This window comes from Exiguobacterium sp. s189 (assembly GCF_018617615.1).
Lineage (GTDB): Bacteria > Bacillota > Bacilli > Exiguobacteriales > Exiguobacteriaceae > Exiguobacterium > Exiguobacterium aestuarii_A.
The window spans coordinates 138,518-154,326 of record NZ_JACSKM010000005.1; the positions used below are offsets into that span (position 1 = coordinate 138,518).

General features: G+C 49.3%; 16 protein-coding genes and 1 riboswitch. Of the genes, 3 read left to right on the forward strand and 13 right to left on the reverse strand.

The genetic code is table 11. The features are described from left to right. Nucleotides 1-31: 31 nt before the first annotated feature. The gene (gene ade, locus KNO99_RS08485; protein ID WP_214747393.1) at nt 32-1,741 is read right to left on the reverse strand and encodes an adenine deaminase; all 1,710 of its coding nucleotides are present in this window, start codon (nt 1,739-1,741) and stop codon (nt 32-34) included. Between the two features lie 119 nt (nt 1,742-1,860). Here ade and KNO99_RS08490 point away from each other — a divergent pair, with 119 nt between their 5' ends. Further along, nucleotides 1,861-2,397 (forward strand): gamma carbonic anhydrase family protein, encoded by a 537-nt coding sequence (locus KNO99_RS08490; RefSeq protein WP_214747396.1) that lies wholly within the window; start codon nt 1,861-1,863, stop codon nt 2,395-2,397. A 109-nt stretch (nt 2,398-2,506) separates the two neighbouring features. After that, nucleotides 2,507-2,692 carry a hypothetical protein gene (locus tag KNO99_RS08495; RefSeq protein WP_074032988.1) on the forward strand — a complete coding sequence of 62 codons (186 nt, stop codon included), beginning with the start codon at nt 2,507-2,509 and terminating at the stop codon, nt 2,690-2,692. Nucleotides 2,693-2,790: 98 nt separating this feature from the next. Here the strand turns inward: KNO99_RS08495 and KNO99_RS08500 are convergent, their stop codons facing one another. The 11 genes from KNO99_RS08500 to KNO99_RS08550 form a co-directional block, all read right to left on the reverse strand. Continuing rightward, nucleotides 2,791-3,345, reverse strand: a complete 555-nt coding sequence (locus tag KNO99_RS08500) for a nitroreductase family protein (RefSeq protein ID WP_251129961.1) — start codon at nt 3,343-3,345, stop codon at nt 2,791-2,793. Nucleotides 3,346-3,437: 92 nt separating this feature from the next. Continuing rightward, nucleotides 3,438-4,730 carry a diaminopimelate decarboxylase gene (gene lysA, locus KNO99_RS08505; protein ID WP_214747402.1) on the reverse strand — a complete coding sequence of 431 codons (1,293 nt, stop codon included), beginning with the start codon at nt 4,728-4,730 and terminating at the stop codon, nt 3,438-3,440. After that, nucleotides 4,700-5,788, reverse strand: a complete 1,089-nt coding sequence (gene alr / locus KNO99_RS08510) for an alanine racemase (protein WP_214747405.1) — start codon at nt 5,786-5,788, stop codon at nt 4,700-4,702. The genes lysA and alr overlap by 31 nt, the downstream gene beginning before the upstream one ends. Nucleotides 5,789-5,802: 14 nt before the next feature. Further along, the gene (locus KNO99_RS08515) at nt 5,803-6,729 is read right to left on the reverse strand and encodes a branched-chain amino acid transaminase (RefSeq protein ID WP_214747408.1); all 927 of its coding nucleotides are present in this window, start codon (nt 6,727-6,729) and stop codon (nt 5,803-5,805) included. A gap of 49 nt (nt 6,730-6,778) precedes the next feature. Beyond that, the gene (dapD, locus tag KNO99_RS08520; RefSeq protein ID WP_074032983.1) at nt 6,779-7,486 is read right to left on the reverse strand and encodes a 2,3,4,5-tetrahydropyridine-2,6-dicarboxylate N-acetyltransferase; all 708 of its coding nucleotides are present in this window, start codon (nt 7,484-7,486) and stop codon (nt 6,779-6,781) included. Further along, nucleotides 7,464-8,213: a 4-hydroxy-tetrahydrodipicolinate reductase gene (gene dapB, locus KNO99_RS08525; RefSeq protein WP_214747411.1), complete on the reverse strand. Its 750-nt coding sequence runs from the start codon at nt 8,211-8,213 to the stop codon at nt 7,464-7,466. The genes dapD and dapB overlap by 23 nt, the downstream gene beginning before the upstream one ends. Next, nucleotides 8,210-9,091, reverse strand: a complete 882-nt coding sequence (gene dapA, locus KNO99_RS08530) for a 4-hydroxy-tetrahydrodipicolinate synthase (RefSeq protein WP_214747414.1) — start codon at nt 9,089-9,091, stop codon at nt 8,210-8,212. Before dapA ends, dapB begins: the two co-directional genes overlap by 4 nt. Nucleotides 9,092-9,103: 12 nt before the next feature. Beyond that, nucleotides 9,104-10,099 carry an aspartate-semialdehyde dehydrogenase gene (locus tag KNO99_RS08535; protein WP_214747428.1) on the reverse strand — a complete coding sequence of 332 codons (996 nt, stop codon included), beginning with the start codon at nt 10,097-10,099 and terminating at the stop codon, nt 9,104-9,106. A gap of 12 nt (nt 10,100-10,111) precedes the next feature. Further along, nucleotides 10,112-11,311, reverse strand: a complete 1,200-nt coding sequence (locus KNO99_RS08540) for an aspartate kinase (RefSeq protein WP_371743064.1) — start codon at nt 11,309-11,311, stop codon at nt 10,112-10,114. A gap of 114 nt (nt 11,312-11,425) precedes the next feature. After that, nucleotides 11,426-11,605: riboswitch (Lysine riboswitch) on the reverse strand. 77 nt (nt 11,606-11,682) lie between these two features. Continuing rightward, nucleotides 11,683-12,111 (reverse strand): GNAT family N-acetyltransferase, encoded by a 429-nt coding sequence (locus tag KNO99_RS08545; protein WP_214747431.1) that lies wholly within the window; start codon nt 12,109-12,111, stop codon nt 11,683-11,685. Next, a complete protein-coding gene (locus tag KNO99_RS08550) occupies nt 12,105-13,265 on the reverse strand; it encodes an alanyl-tRNA editing protein (protein WP_214747434.1) in 1,161 nt (386 codons plus the stop codon). Before KNO99_RS08550 ends, KNO99_RS08545 begins: the two co-directional genes overlap by 7 nt. A 96-nt stretch (nt 13,266-13,361) precedes the next feature. Between KNO99_RS08550 and KNO99_RS08555 the strand changes: the two genes are divergently transcribed. Beyond that, the gene (locus KNO99_RS08555; protein ID WP_074032977.1) at nt 13,362-14,090 is read left to right on the forward strand and encodes a GntR family transcriptional regulator; all 729 of its coding nucleotides are present in this window, start codon (nt 13,362-13,364) and stop codon (nt 14,088-14,090) included. 496 nt (nt 14,091-14,586) lie between these two features. Here the strand turns inward: KNO99_RS08555 and KNO99_RS08560 are convergent, their stop codons facing one another. Next, the gene (locus tag KNO99_RS08560) at nt 14,587-15,690 is read right to left on the reverse strand and encodes an LCP family protein (RefSeq protein ID WP_214747437.1); all 1,104 of its coding nucleotides are present in this window, start codon (nt 15,688-15,690) and stop codon (nt 14,587-14,589) included. Nucleotides 15,691-15,809 lie beyond the last annotated feature (119 nt).

Sequence of the window (15,809 nt, forward strand, 5' to 3'; positions counted from 1 at the left end):
GTTCTTAACAAAAATCATACGTTAGACCGAGTCAATCGTTGATGAATGAGAAAGTGGTCACGTCGAACAATCCCATGTCGGTCAATTTCAAATCCGGAATGACCGGTAAGGCAAGGAATGACATCGTCAAGTATGGGTTAAAGTGACGGTGTGCACCGACAACGTCGAGCGCATCATTTAACTGTTCGAGAATATCTGCCACTTCACGGTAAGGACGTTTCGTCATGAGACCACCGATTTCAAGCGGTAACACGGCGAGCACCTCACCTTCCGATACGGCAACGACCCCTCCACCTACTTTTTCAAGCGTTCTCGCTGCGAGTAACATATCCTCTGGGCTGACTCCAGCGATGACCAAGTTGTGGCTGTCATGGGCTACAGTAGCTGCAAGTGCACCTCGTTTTAACCCGAATCCTGTGACAGGAGCTAGCGCCATGTGACCTGTCCCATGATGACGTTCGATGACGGCGAGCGTGGCGATATCCTGCGATAAATCTGCCCCTGATGCATCCGGTTGGAACGAGAGACGTTGTCGTTTCGTCAACAAGCTGTTCGGAAGCACTTGAATGACATCCACTTCCTCGTCGCTCGGAGCAATTCGAAACGAGTCGGCTGTCAATTCAGGTAATTCGAGCTCACCTTTCATCGGCTTCGGTACTTCAATCCCATCAGCGTCAAATGTCGCATTCCCCGCTTCGGCGACGAGCGTACCGTTGACGTACACCTGCTCGATTTTTACCGATTCGACGTCTGACAAGATAACGAAGTTTGCTTTCTTCCCAGGTGCGATGGCCCCGATCTCTTTTAATCCATAGGCTTCTGCAGCGTGTAAACTCGCCATCGCATAGGCCGTCTCTGGCTTGACGCCTTGCTTGATCGCTGTACGAATGTTGTAGTCAATTCCACCTTCTGCGACCAAGTCATCCAAATGCTTATCGTCTGTACAGAAAAGGAAACGATGGGCATTGCTTTCTGTCACGGCCAAACTGACCTTCTCAACATTTCGTGCAACGGAACCTTCTCGAATTTGAACGTAAAATCCACGTCGTACCCGTTCAATCGCCTCTTCTGCCGTCGTACATTCATGGTCCGTCATGATTCCTGCTGAGCGATATACATTCAATTGATCAGGATTGAGACCCGAAGCATGGCCATCCACGACTTTGCCCGCTTGTTCCGTCTGTGCAATCTTTTGAAGCATATCCTCGCTTCCTGCTTCGACAGAAGGATAGTCCATGACTTCACCTAATCCATGCACACCAGGGTCTCCTAAAAACGGTGCCAAGTCTTCTGCGTATAACTTTGCTCCCGCATGTTCAAATGGCGTCGCCGGCACACAGCTCGGTAACATCATGCGGACATCGAGTGGTAGTCCTTTCGCATCCGCTAACATATACTCAATTCCAAGTGCCCCGTTCACGTTCGCAATCTCATGCGGGTCCGCAATGACCGTTGTGACCCCGAGTGGCAAGACCGCTTTCGCAAACTCATGAGGTGGGACCATCGACGACTCGATATGGACGTGCGAATCGATAAAGGACGGTGCAAGCGTCCAAGTCGGGTCATGATATTCGACCTCTCCCTCATATCCTTCCCCAATTGCCACGATATACCCGGCATCGATGGCGACGTCCGTACGAATCGTCTCACGACTGTACACGTCAATCACAGCGACGTCTTTAAAGACGACGGCCGCTTTCTTTTTCTTTGCGGCGATGTCAATCAAATGTTGTTTCTCCATCTTTTGATCTCCTTATTCAACGTATTTTAACTATCTTACCAAGAATATTCTTTTCGTTGCAATTTCTTTTTCAAGTTGTGCGACAATGATAGCATATCGATCTGAAAGGGGTTACAACGATGCAATACAAACTAGGAGAACTGACACCACATGTCGATTCGACGACTTATCTTGCACCAGGATCACATGTCATTGGCGATGTGACAATCGGGGCACACTCAGGAGTATGGTTCAACACCGTCATCCGTGGAGACGAGGGTCCGATTCGAATCGGTTCTTATGTCAATATTCAGGATGGTTCGATGATTCATCAATATGAGGGTTCACCGACCATTATCCATGACCGTGTCTCGATTGGTCATATGGCGATGATTCACGGGTGCGAGATTGAAGAGGATTGCTTGATCGGGATGCACGCTACCGTGCTCGATGGTGCAAAAATCGGGAAAGGGTCATTCGTGGCTGCGGGTGCGCTTGTGACACCGAATATGCAAATCCCTGAAGGGGTGATGGTGATGGGCGTACCAGCAAAAGTCGTCCGTCCTCTAAACGACGAAGACCGCTTCATCATGGAGAGAACGGTTAAGAAGTATGCGAAACGTGCTGAGCAGTACAAACAGTCGTGCGTACCCGTAAGCGAAACACGCAGTTTGTGAAAGCGTTTACAAGATTCATAAAATGTTAACGTTTCTCTCGAATTTTCTACACAGTTCCTTTGTATACTAATGGTGTAGCCAAGCTGACGTATTGAAAGGAGCCCACTCTATGTATCCGAACCATGATCGACTCATGTTAGATTTGTATGCCTCATCGATTAACCCAAGTTATGGCCTTCATATCGATGATTCTTTCGATGACACGCTCCATGGTGCACATCGTGAGGTTTGGGAACGTATGCATTTGGATAATAGTAGAGAAGAAGATTCTAAAAATGGAGGAACGGCTGGATGATTCCCACACCTGTGATTCAAGATTGGCTCGCAACTAAATTAAAAAAATAAGCGATATATAGATGAAGCGAGCGAAGGATTATCCCTACGCTCGCTTTTTTATTCGAAAATGGTCAGGTGTGCATCAATTGGCTGTCGTGCTTTCGGTGCAGGGATATCTGCTGTGTCATATTTCCCGATTTGCAGAAGACCGATAAACGTCTCCCCTTCCGCTCCAATCATTTCTTTCAAACGCGCATCGTCAAATAGTCCACCCGTACGCCAGACCATTCCGATCTCACGTTCACTAAACAAGAGTTGAACATTTTGAATAAATGTCGCCGTCGCGAGCAAGGCGTCACGATTCCCTTTTTCCGTCTCAAATCGTTTTGCCGTCACATACATACACGTTGCTGCATTCAAGATGCGTCCTGTCACTTTTTCACGCTGTCCTTCTGACGCCTCCGAGAAGGCTGGCTCGAGCGCATCGAGTAACACTTGTTTGCCATCCCCGTTGAACACATACACGTTCCAGGGCTCGACTTTATTATGAAACGGTGCGTGGTGTGCCGATTGCAACACCTCGTAAAGCACCTTCGTATCGATCGGTTCTTCTTTGAACATCCGAACGGTGCGTCTTTCTTCAATTAACTGTTGTGCTACTGTCTTTGTCATGACCGTCACTTCCCCTTTTTTTCTCTTCTCTATCATAATTGAAAAACGTTCTCATTTCAAAATCAAAAAAGACTACAGATTGCTCTGTAGCCTTAAATCGATTGACCAATGACCTCGCATGCCACCAGGTCTTCAAACGTTTGGCGACGTACGACGAGGCGATGATGTCCATCTTTGGCGAACACAACGGCAGGACGAAGCATTTGGTTATAGTTGCTCGCCATCGAGAAGTTATACGCTCCCGTTGCTTTGACGAGTAGCAAATCACCCGGTGTGACAGGAGGGATCAAAGAGCGGTTCGAGATGATATCTCCCGACTCGCAACACGCTCCGACAATTTTTGCCTCGAGCGTCTTCTCTTCATTCATCCGAGTCGCTGCCACGACTTCATATTCTGCGTCATATAGCGCCGGACGAATGTTATCTGTCATCCCCCCATCGACGGACACAAACGTGCGTACACCACTCACTTCTTTGACGGTTCCCACCTCATAAAGCGTGGCGCCTGCATTGGCGACGAGCCAACGACCCGGTTCAATCCCGATTTTTGGAAGTGGCAATTCACGTGCCTCGACTTCCTCGACCAACGTCTCCATCACACGCTCCATCGTTTGTGCGAAGTCGAGACGCTCGTCTTCATCCAAGTAAGCGACACCGAAGCCACCACCAATGTTTAACACATCCGTCGTATAGCCGGTCTCCTGACGAATCGTATCCATGAAGCGCACCATCGTCTTCACCGTGTTGATGAAGAGGGTCGGATCTTGAATTTGAGAACCGACGTGACAGTGAATGCCCTTCAACTGTAAATGTTCCGCTTCCAACGTCGCACGAACAGCATCTAAATACGTGTCGTCATGCGTCGGGAAACCAAATTTTGTATCAACCCCACCCGTTTGAATCGCCGCATGGGCACCTCCAACGACTTGAGGCACGATGCGGAGAAGAACATCGACTTCACGATTATATTCAGCCGCAAGTCCTGACAAGAGGCTGATTTCACGCATGTTGTCGATGGTAAAGTGTGTAATCCCCTGTTCGAGTGCGAACGTGATATCCAAAATCGTTTTGTTCGACCCGTGGACGTGAATGCGCTCTGCCGGTACACCGGCATGCAGTGCCACGTACATCTCACCCCTTGAGACGACGTCGACACTTAAACCTGCCGCCATTACTTTTTCATACACGGCCGCAATCGATAACGCTTTTGACGCGTATAACGCATACGTGTTCGGATACTTGTCTAGGAACGCATCCTGGACAATCCCGAGGCGACGCTCTAGTTCTGGCTCACTCATGATGTATAAAGGTGTCCCGTACGTCGCTTGAAGTTCACGGACGGACACACCTTCGATCAAACATTCTGATTGATTGGTGGTGTACATACAATTCCTCCTTCAAAGCGATGGGGGACACGCCATGAACGAGCACAGAGCTGTTCTGAATTGTTGGCGTAACCAACACGTGTCACGTCATCGATTTTCGTTTCTACCCCATATAATGTGACCCGATCGCCAATTTGTACGTCGTCGTCCACTTTGATGAAGCTATGACTCATAAAGATATTGCTGACGAACGGATAGGCTTTCCCTTCAATATGAACAGGCAAGTGACGTCTCGCTCGCATTAACCCATCTCCGTATCCGACCGGAAGAACGGCGATTCGCTCCTTCGTTTCGGCTGTGTATCCCGTCCCATATCCCACATGAGCCCCCGCTTCGATGTCATGGACCGCGACCACTTCCGTCTCCCAATAGAAAGCGGGAACCAACCATTCAACCGGTTCGACCGATGAATAGCCATATAAGAAAATTCCGACACGCACATGTGTGCAATGATGCAAGCGCGCGTCATCTTGAAGCGTGGCTGCACTATTTGCCGCATGGATCAATTCAAACGTATGCCGTTCCATCAATCGTGTCGACCAGTCGGCAAAACGTTCGACTTGCACGCTATGCTCGACTTCCGCGTTATCTGCATCCGCGAGCGGGAAGTGCGTACATAATCCGACGAGGTCCAGTCCTTCATTTTGACAGAAGGCGACGATTTGTAGCGCTTCTTCAAACGTTTTGGCACCGAATCGGTTCATCCCGACATCTAGTTTCAAGTGTAGGCGAACTCCATCGAGATGCTCTCGCTGTGAGACGAGCCATTCATATGACCCGATGGCGACATCAAAGTCATGGGCATGCACGTGTTGCCACGTATAGACCGGATTCATGACGAGGACACGAGCCGATGCTGCATGCGTTCGAACTTCGATTGCTTCTTCGATTGTTGTCACCATGAAGTGACGGACCCCTTCATCATACAAAGTCGTCACAACTGGCTCCATCCCTAGGTTATAGGCGTTGTTTTTCACGACCGCAAACACGGGGCGCCCGAGCGCTTCAATCCGACGTTTGTTCTCGCGAATCGCATTCAAGTCAATTGTGACTCCCATCGTTCAAAACTCCTTTACTCTTTGACTGCTGATTTTACAAACGTAACCCAATCACGGTGTTCCGGAAGTTGTCCTGATACGGCCTCACGATAGCGTGTCAACATTTCTGTCGCGACCGACTGGACGCCGCCACCGATTGAGATGTGATCGACCTCGATGACGCTCGTCACCTCGGCTGCCGTTCCCGTCAAGAAGATCTCATCGGCTACGTATAGCTCATCGCGCCCGATGTGACGTTCCACGACTTCGTAACCTGCTTCACGCGCAAGTTGCATAATCGTCTGACGCGTAATGCCATCGAGTACGGAGCAATCGAGCGACGGTGTCGTGATTGTCTTCCCTTTGACGAGGAAGATGTTCGCGACGCTCGCCTCACTGACGTTTCCGTTCATATCGAGGGCGATCGCTTCATCAAATCCGTCACGAAGCGCTTCCCCTTTTAGTAACTGAGAGTTCATATAGTTCGATGCGGCTTTCGCTTGCATCGGCATCATCGTAGAAGATACGCGGCGATACGAGGCTACTTTCGCCCGAATCCCGACTGTTTTGCTGAAATATTCGCCGAGCGGCCAACACGAGATGGCAACATGTACCTTCGTCTCTGCTGTCGGCATAAGTGCTTGCCAAGGTGTCCCGAGGAAGACGAACGGGCGGATATAACATGCTTCAAATCCGTTTCGTTCAATCAATTCCATCGTCGCTTGTTCGAGTTCGTCTACCGTGTAAGGTAGTGTGACGTGGTAGTATGCACACGAGCGAACGAGTCGCTCCAAGTGTTCACGTAAGCGGAAGATGGCTGGGCCTTCTTCCGTGTGATACGCGCGAATCCCTTCAAAGAACCCGCTTCCGTAGTGAATCGCGTGTGTCATGATACTCGTGTTTGCGTCAGTCGGCTCAATCCAAGCCCCGTCTTTCCACATCCATTGTCCATACTGTTCCATAATGCAACTCTCCCATTCCTCATTGTTTATATTTTCTGTCTATTATACGTTAGAGAGAGCGTAAGTCATCAACAAGTTGCGTTTTTTCAGAAGTTTTTTCATCTTTCTGCTTGATGACGCGTGCAGGTGTACCCGCGACGACCACACCTGGAGGCACATCTTGCGTGACGACACTTCCAGCTGCGACTACCGCATTTTCGCCGACGCGAACCCCTTCCAAGATGACAGCGTTCGCCCCAATCATGACACCATCTTCAATGATGACTGGATCTTTTGAAGGTGGCTCAAGGACACCGGCGACCACGGCACCTGCTCCGAGGTGAACGTTTTTCCCGAGCGTTCCGCGTGCTCCGATGACGGCGTTCATGTCGACCATCGAACCGTCTCCGATGACTGCCCCGATGTTGACGACAGCCCCCATCATGACAACAGCGTTGTTTCCGATTTGAACATGGTCACGGATGAACGAACCTGGTTCAATTCGTGCGTTGAGTTGTGTCGTATCGAGCATCGGAACGGCACTGTTGCGACGATCGTATTCAAGATGTGAATCGGTGATGACTGACGCATTCGCTTCTAAGAAAGCTGCTGCGCGCTCCGCCGTCGTCAAGAACAGTTTCGACTCGTCCGTACCGAATGCTTTCGCTTCTTCGATTTCAAGACCTGCCAATTGGCCGTTGACGTAAAGTTTTACCGGTGTTTCCTTTTTAGCATCTTTAATATATTGTGCGATTTCATAAGCGTTTGTGAGTAACATGAGTAGCCTCCTCGTATAAGTTCGATAGATTATAAAGTCCTGCTGGGCGATCGATAATCGTTGCTGCTGCAGCGAGTGCCCCGTTTGCAAACACGCGTTTGGATAACGCGGTATGTTTCAATTCAATCATTTCATCATCTCCAGCGAAAAGCACGGTATGTTCCCCGAAGATTGTGCCCCCACGAATCGAGTGCATCCCTAACTCTTCGGCGCCACGCGCTTCCCGACGTGATGTTCGTTCGTAAACCGGTGTCACCTCTCGCTTCGCTTCGATGGCGCGGGCCAACAGCTCCGCCGTGCCGCTCGGTGCGTCCACTTTCTTCCGGTGGTGCGCCTCGATGACCTCGATATCATAGCCGAGCGTGAGCGGAACGAGTTGATCGAGTAACTGCTTCAACAGAGCAATCCCATACGATGTGTTATACGACTGAAAAATCGGGATGTCTGATGATGCTTCTTCGATATCCGCAAGTTCCTCAGGTGTGAATCCTGTCGTCGCGATGACGAGCGGAATGTTACGTGACCGTCCGAATGCAAGCAAGTCAGGGAGTAGTGCCGGATTTGAAAAATCAATGACGACATCGACTTGTGCATCCACCTCGTCTAATGATGCCAGATGCTCGTCACTCCCAGGTGAAACAATAGCCGAGACGTTCACGCCTTGCGTGTTGGCGACTTCTTCGACGATTCGTCCCATCGCACCGAATCCGTGGATGAGTACATTCATTGTCTCACCTCGTTAAACTGCTCCATCGCCGATAGCAATTTCGCTTCGGCCGTCGCGCTCATCGGGACGAGCGGAAGACGTGGCGCACCAAATTCAAATCCTCTCGCTTGAAGAGCGGCCTTCACAGGAATCGGATTCACTTCTGCGAAAAGTTCGTCGATCACGGGGAGGAGGCGCAATTGCCATGTGCGCGCCGTCTGAAGATCACCTGCTAAAAGTGCTTCTGCCAAGGCGACGGTCGCACTCGGATAAACGTTCGATAACACTGAAACGACCCCTTGAGCGCCCCAAGCCATATATGGCAAAATTTGATCGTCATTCCCGCAGTAGACGGTGAATCCTTCCGGAAGATGAGCCATCATCTGTGCCATGACCGAGATATCTCCACTCGCCTCTTTCAAGGCCGTGATGCGCGGATGTTCTGCAAGCTCCCCGACCGTTTCGGGAGCCAGGGCAACGCCGGTCCGTGACGGGACGTTATATAGCATGAGCGGAATCGGTGATGCATCCGCAATCGCTGTAAAGTGAGCGAGAAGCCCAGCTTGTGTTGACTTGTTATAGTACGGGGTAACGACCATCGCCATTTCCGCTCCAAGTTCTGCGGCGCGCTTCGTTTTTTCGATACTGACAGCCGTGTTGTTTGATCCCGTTCCCGCGATGATCACCGCTCGACCGTTTGCGACCTCTACTGCTCGAACGAGCAAAGTCTCGAACTCCTCATTCGTCAGTGTCATTCCTTCGCCGGTCGTTCCACCGATGACGAGTCCACTTACTCCCTCTTGAATTTGGTCTTCAATCAATGCTGTCCATGCCTCTAAGTTTAACTGTCCATCTTCTTGAAACGGTGTCGCTAGTGCTGTCGCAACTCCTGTGAACATGTCATCTCCTCCTTATTTTGTCGCTGTTTGACTGATCATGCATTGTGCGATTTGAACCGCATTTGCCGCTGCGCCTTTTCGAACATTATCCGCGACGCACCACAAATGGAATGTATTCGGCTGTGAGTCATCCCGGCGAATCCGACCGACATACACCTCATCGGTTCCGTTTGCATCGAGTGGTGTCGGATATGAAAGTTCGGCTGGGTTGTCCATAATCACGACACCTGGCGCATCTGCGAGTACGGCTTTGACTTCTGCGACTGTCGCATCCCGTTCGAGCGTCACCGTGATGGATACCGCATGACTGTTTCGTACTGGCACTCGGACACAAGTGGCCGTTACGCCAAGGTTCGGCGCGTTCAAAATTTTACGCGTCTCTTCAATCATTTTTTGTTCTTCTTTCGTATAGCCATTTTCTAAGAAGACATCGATTTGCGGCAATACATTATCATAAATCGGATGCGGATAATTCGTCGGATCCTCACCGCGAGCACCGCGTTCGAGGTCATCAATCCCTTTTTGACCCGAACCGGATACGGCTTGATAAGACGTATAGGCGACTCGCGTCAACCCATATACTTCCGATAGCGGCGCGAGCGCGACGACCGATTGAATCGTTGAACAGTTCGGGTTCGCAATGAGCGTCTTCTCCGGGCTGAGTTCGACTCGATTCACTTCCGGTACGATAAGCGGAATTCCTTCTTGCATTCGGAATGCGCTTGAGTTGTCGATGACGATGACCCCTTGTTCACTTAAGCGTGGTGCATACTGTTCGCTGATACTTCCACCGGCAGAGAACAAGGCGATATCGATTGGGTCCGCATAAATCGAATCGTTCAATTCACGAATCACAATCGATTGTCCGTTCACTTCGACTGTCTTCCCTGCCGAACGGGCCGAAGCGTATAGTCTCAGTTCACTGATTGGAAATTCGTATTCGGTTAAGACGTCAATCATTTTTTGTCCGACGGCGCCCGTTGCGCCGACGACAGCTACGTTATACATCGTGCTACCCCCTTATAAGTTGAAGCGAGCCGCAATGGCTGCGACTGCCGCTTCCACGTCTTGTTCTTGAATCGTGTAGGAAATGCTAATCTCAGATGTCGTGACTTGATAGAACGGAATCCCCATCTCGCGGAATGTTGCGAAGAGTTCTGATGCGACACCGGTCGCGTCTCGCATACCGATTCCGACGACCGAAATTTTTGCGTGTTCCGTATGGCGATCGATTTTGATTTGTGGCAAGGTCGCTGTTAATTCTGCGAGTGCCTCTTCTAAGAACGCCTCTTCATCGAGTGGGCATGTGAACGAAAGGAACACTTCGCCATCGAACGCCGTCTGTGAAATCATATCGATATTGACGTGACGTTCGGACAATCGCTCAAAGATGTCCGCGACTCCGGCTGCCGTGTGCGGGATGTGTTTAATTGAGACACTGAGTACGTTTTTGACGACACTTACACTCGTGACTGCTTTCTGTTCCATTGCTTGCGTCGTATCCATGATCCATGTTCCTCCTTCGCTCGAGAGCGTCTTTCCAACAAAAATATTGACATCATACTTTTTCGCGAGCTCGACGCTTCGCATTTCCATGACTTTAGAGCCGAGTGCACTCATCTCCATCATTTCATCATAAGAGACGGTGTCGAGGCGCTTCGCCGTCGGATGAATCCGCGGGTCCGTCGTATATACCCCAGCCACATCCGTATAAATTTCACAACGTTGACTGAGGACGGCCGCAAGTGCGACTGCTGTCGTATCCGAACCGCCACGCCCGAGTGTCGTAACGTCTCCCGCTTCATTCACACCTTGGAAACCAGCGACGATTAAAACATCGTACTGACGCAACTTCTCATGCAATACTTCTTTACGAATCGCTTTGATTTTGCTCTTCGTATGGATGCCCATCGTATCAATCCCGGCTTGTTGTCCGGTGAGTGAAATGGCAGGTACCCCTCGCGAGTTCAAGGCGATGCTGAGTAGACTAATCGTCTGTTCTTCCCCGACGGCGAGTAGCCGATCGAGTTCACGAATCATCGGGCGCTCCGTGATTTGTTTAGCGAGCGACAGGAGCGAGTCCGTCGTCTTGCCCATTGCTGATACGACGACGACCAATTTTTCACCGGTCGCCACACGTGTTTGTAAATAGTCTGAAATGGCTTGTATTTGTTCGATTGTGGCAACAGAGCTGCCTCCAAATTTCAGTACGGTTGTCATCAAGTTCCCCACTTTCAAGATGTCCACCAACAGAAAAAGCGGCAGACCGGTAGGAAGCACTCTCCCTACGGTCTGCCGCTTGTACGCGCAGTTGAAAAACGATTAAAGAATCGTTCCGTAGATAGCGCTCCATGGTAGTTGACCATGGCAGTGTAGGCGTTATTCACGACTACCCCAGCCTTCGTTCACACGCACGTGAAAGTCGACTTCGGCGAATTTCCCCTTTCGGCTCGGTCCGGAGTGCGTCCGTTTCAACCAAGCTTACTCATGTCATTCGCAACCTCTATCTGTCAGTTGTTAGTATTAGTTATAACAAAACGAAATCTTCTTGCCAACCTTTTTTTAGAAAAATGGGATATTTCAAAAAAGAGTTACCACGTTTTCCGCATCATACGGTGTGGGATATTGGCATCTAAAAATTCATCTCCGAACGCCTCGTACCCGATTTTTTCGTAGAACGGAAGCGCCGTTAACTGTGCACCTAGGAGCAGTTCGCTTAATCCTTGATGTTTTGCGACACGTTCGACTTCGTCCATGATTTCTTTTCCATATCCATGACCTCGGGCCGTCTGAATCGTCGCCACCCGCTCCACTTTCCCGACAGTCGAGTCTACCGGGCGAAGACGTGCTGTCGTCACCGGTTGCGCGTCAAGGAGACCGACCACGTGCGTACAGACATCATCTAAATCATCGTATTCGAGACTCGCATCGATTCCTTGTTCCTGAACGAATACGATTTCCCGTACTTGCTTGGCCTGCTCGATCAACTTGGCTTCTTTTCCCGATTGAATCGTCAACATGGTAAGACCCCCTCTTGTAATCGTCTCACGATTTCTTCCATCCCTCGTTCAAGTTCCATGACCGAAGTGAATCGTGCTTGTGCCTGCTTATGGTTTCCACCACCGCGACCAATCTTCATTTCTTGAAGGGCCGCACGAAGAAATGTTCCGACCGCGATGTCATGAGTCCCATCATGCATGACAAATAATTTTTGCGTACTGTAGTTGGCTCCGACCGCTATTCGTCCGGTCGCTGCGATTCGTTCAACAATTGCGGTCGTCAACGTTTCGGCTTCCGTTCGTCCCACATGTAACGCTACATAGTTGTCTTCTTGTAAGACTGCCTTCACTTTCGCTTTCGCAATCCGTTCTTCGAGCGTCTTGATTTCTTTTTCACGTTCAAGACGAATCGTGTGTTCTTCAATCACACGCGCCGCCACCGATTCATTCGTCGTCGAGAACGTGTGGTGGATTGTCCGTAACGCTTCTCGTGCTCGTTGTGTCGCTTTCAACGCCCGATTACCAGCCACATACGTCAAGCGGATGTTTCCTCTCACTTTTTTGAGCGTCGTCACGTGAATCGTACCAAGTTGCCCTGTCGTTTCCACGTGTGTCCCACCGCACGCGTTATAATCAAGCCCTTCGATTTCGACGATTCGAATCATCCCTGTTCGATCGGTCGCTTTCCGTAAGCGCGTCCGGTCCACTTTTTCTTCTGCGATTTCATACACATGAATCGGATAATTCTCAAAGATGAGTTGCTGCATCTCTTGCTCAAGAGCTTCAACTTGAGCCCAGTCCATCCCTGCCGTCTCAATCTCAATGGACGAATCCTCTTCCCCAATTCCAAAACTGAGCGTACGAATGCCGTGACGATCTTCCAAAATCGCCGTTAACAAGTGTTGGGCAGTATGCTGGATGGAATGGTCTCGTCTCACATGTTCATTGATCCGAGCCACTACTGGTGTTCCGGTAGGTAATGCCGCTGACAACAGATGCCACACTTCACCTTCCTTGAGTTGCACATCTAATACGTCATGCGAATCAATCCATCCCCGGTCTGCCGGTTGCCCCCCACCTTCCGCATAAAAAGGACTATGCTCGAGTGTATGCCAATGACCTTTTCCATCCTCGCTTACTGAGGTCACGATTGTATTGACTGTATATTGATTCATCTTGTCCTCCACCTTCTCTCTATAAATCTGTTCAGACAACTAGTCTAATTTCGTCTATAATGAAACATACATCTTCTCAGTCAGGAGCGAAATGATATGTTAGAAATCGATAAACAATCTCCGTTACCTATTTATTATCAAATTGAAGCGTACTTAAAGCAACAAATTGATGACGGATTGTTAAAGCCAGGAGACACGCTACCTTCAGAACGTGAATTCTCCGAACAATTTCATGTCAGTCGCATGACGATTCGTCAAGCAATCATGAACCTCGTCAACGCCGGTTATTTGAGCCGTCAAAAAGGACGAGGCACATTCGTCGCGAGCCAAAAGATTGCCATGACGTTGTCCGGACTGACGAGTTTTTCTGAAGAAATCAAACATCGTGGCATGCGACCACTCAGTCGTCTTTTGTCCTACGAGGTCATCCCGGCAACGGATCGAATCGCCCAACAACTGAGTATCCCGAATCAAACACCGGTATACGAAATGAAGCGGCTCCGACTCGCAGACGACCATCCGCTCGCGCTCGAGACCGCCTACATTCCTGTCCGTTTGTTGCCTGACTTGACGAAAGAAGACGCGACCGGTTCCATTTATGCATACGCCGAACAGCACGGTTTACGTTTGAAAAATGCAACACAGACACTCGAAGCCCGCAGCGCCGGTCCCGAGGAAGCGAAACTGCTGACCATCTCTCCAAACGCACCGGTATTGCTGATCGATCAACGTACCTATCTCGAGAACGGTGACATGTTTGAATATAGTCGCTCGCTCTTTCGTGGAGACTCCTATTCGTTAACCGTTGCGATGGATCGCATATAACGCACGAAACAGAAATACGATTATCTACCTTCTTTTCGACTCATATTGGAACTAAGCAATCTTATTCTACGTATATAGATGTCAAGGGGGGAGGACATTGCCTAAGGTAATCGATATCATGAAATATCGAAAACTCGCATTACTTTGTTTATTTATCTCAATCCCAATTAGTATGATCAATATCCTTATAGGCTCGACATGGTTGGCGATTTTAGGAGCATCTTTATTTGTAATTTTCCTCGCCATATCCCTCACTTTATGGAAATGTCCACAGTGTAAAAGACGACTCCCATTACGATTTGACCATGACACTGATGTGGAGGATGTATATCGCTGTCCTTACTGTGAGACCAAATTTTTGAGTGGGAAAATCATTGACTAAATCAGTTTTCAAGCAACCCCACACAAAAAATCGGTCTGACCTGAAATGCATTGCCACATAAAAAACGCTCAGAAAATGAATTCTGAGCGTTTTGCATTTTTCGTAAGTCAAACTTTATTGCGCTTCGTACGTTACCCCACTCGGGTCTAACGTGTAAGACTCTAATTCCGTATCCGTCATCGGCTCCACAGGATTTCCTGCGTCCGCTTGCTGCACACGATAGCGTACTTCTTCAAGAAGCGGTTCATTCAAGAAATAGTAGAAGTGGCCGTCATCTGCACGGGCGCCTTCACCTGTCAATTGATATTGCACCGTATTGTGTAGTGCACCGACATCTTCAATCAAACGCATATAGTCATTCGGTCCGAGCGTCGTCTGCATGTTGTCGCCCACGGCTTTCAAGACCTTATCATAGTTATTGATGAGTGACGTGCCAAGTGACTGTTCGAGCACGGCATTAATGACTTCCATCTGGCGTTGTCCACGCCCGATGTCTCCACGTGGGTCGTCATATCGGTTACGGACATAGGCGAGTGCCTCTTCACCAGAAAGTTGCTGAAGTCCTTCTTCGATTTGTACGGTCTCACGTGAGGCGTCATAGCTGTTTTGTTGTGATGAGAATGGAACGTCGATCTCAACACCACCGACTGCATCGATGAAATCCACAAATCCTTGGAAGTTGAGCGAGACGACATGGTCGATTTCAACGCCGACCAAGTCCTCAATCGTGTTTGTTGCCATACGCATCCCGTTGTTCGGGTTCGATTCATCCATGGAACCGAAATAGTAGGCATGTGTGATCTTATCTTGATCAAGACCTGTCTTTCCATAAGGGATATTGTATCCTGTGTAATCGATATTGACGTACGAGTCACGCGGGATACTGAGCATCGTCGTCTGCTTTTCTTTCTTGTTCAGAATGACGACAATCATGACATCCGAGCGTCCAAACTCTCCACGCGCTTTCTTTTGTGGAGAAAGGTCTGTCCCTAAAATCAAAAACGACTCCGTATCTTCTTTGTCAAAGCGAGTAGGTTCAACCGTCGGGTCGTCCTCTAGCGTGACTTGGGTGCCGGACAACATGTTGTGTGCTTTATAAAATGCGGTACCGTAAATGCTAGACCCAGCAATAATCGCAATCAGCACAAGGGCACTAAAGACTTTATAAAACGCAGACGGACCTTTGCGCTGTCTACGAGTATGTGTTCTAGAATTCATAATGGTCTCCTTCGAGTCAAAGTAATGAGCTTCACTCATTATAGAGGAAAGTGTGAAATTTGTCGAAAACGTTTTGATGACAAATTCATTTCTTTACATTTTCCCACAGTTGAAAACAG

What these genes read in the sequence shown, in the direction of transcription:
- dapD (WP_074032983.1), bottom strand. Translation starts at nt 7,486, where the DNA reads ATGTTACTCACAAACGCTTATGAAATCGCACAATATATTAAAGATGCT.
- KNO99_RS08560 (WP_214747437.1), bottom strand. Translation starts at nt 15,690, where the DNA reads ATGAATTCTAGAACACATACTCGTAGACAGCGCAAAGGTCCGTCTGCG.
- KNO99_RS08500 (WP_251129961.1), bottom strand. Translation starts at nt 3,345, where the DNA reads ATGACAAAGACAGTAGCACAACAGTTAATTGAAGAAAGACGCACCGTT.
- KNO99_RS08545 (WP_214747431.1), bottom strand. Translation starts at nt 12,111, where the DNA reads ATGTTGACGATTCAATCGGGAAAAGAAGCCAAGTTGATCGAGCAGGCC.
- KNO99_RS08490 (WP_214747396.1), top strand. Translation starts at nt 1,861, where the DNA reads ATGCAATACAAACTAGGAGAACTGACACCACATGTCGATTCGACGACT.
- ade (WP_214747393.1), bottom strand. Translation starts at nt 1,741, where the DNA reads ATGGAGAAACAACATTTGATTGACATCGCCGCAAAGAAAAAGAAAGCG.
- lysA (WP_214747402.1), bottom strand. Translation starts at nt 4,730, where the DNA reads ATGTACACCACCAATCAATCAGAATGTTTGATCGAAGGTGTGTCCGTC.
- KNO99_RS08535 (WP_214747428.1), bottom strand. Translation starts at nt 10,099, where the DNA reads ATGTATAACGTAGCTGTCGTCGGCGCAACGGGCGCCGTCGGACAAAAA.
- KNO99_RS08515 (WP_214747408.1), bottom strand. Translation starts at nt 6,729, where the DNA reads ATGGAACAGTATGGACAATGGATGTGGAAAGACGGGGCTTGGATTGAG.
- KNO99_RS08550 (WP_214747434.1), bottom strand. Translation starts at nt 13,265, where the DNA reads ATGAATCAATATACAGTCAATACAATCGTGACCTCAGTAAGCGAGGAT.
- KNO99_RS08495 (WP_074032988.1), top strand. Translation starts at nt 2,507, where the DNA reads ATGTATCCGAACCATGATCGACTCATGTTAGATTTGTATGCCTCATCG.
- alr (WP_214747405.1), bottom strand. Translation starts at nt 5,788, where the DNA reads ATGGGAGTCACAATTGACTTGAATGCGATTCGCGAGAACAAACGTCGG.
- dapB (WP_214747411.1), bottom strand. Translation starts at nt 8,213, where the DNA reads ATGAATGTACTCATCCACGGATTCGGTGCGATGGGACGAATCGTCGAA.
- KNO99_RS08555 (WP_074032977.1), top strand. Translation starts at nt 13,362, where the DNA reads ATGTTAGAAATCGATAAACAATCTCCGTTACCTATTTATTATCAAATT.
- KNO99_RS08540 (WP_371743064.1), bottom strand. Translation starts at nt 11,311, where the DNA reads ATGACAACCGTACTGAAATTTGGAGGCAGCTCTGTTGCCACAATCGAA.
- dapA (WP_214747414.1), bottom strand. Translation starts at nt 9,091, where the DNA reads ATGTTCACAGGAGTTGCGACAGCACTAGCGACACCGTTTCAAGAAGAT.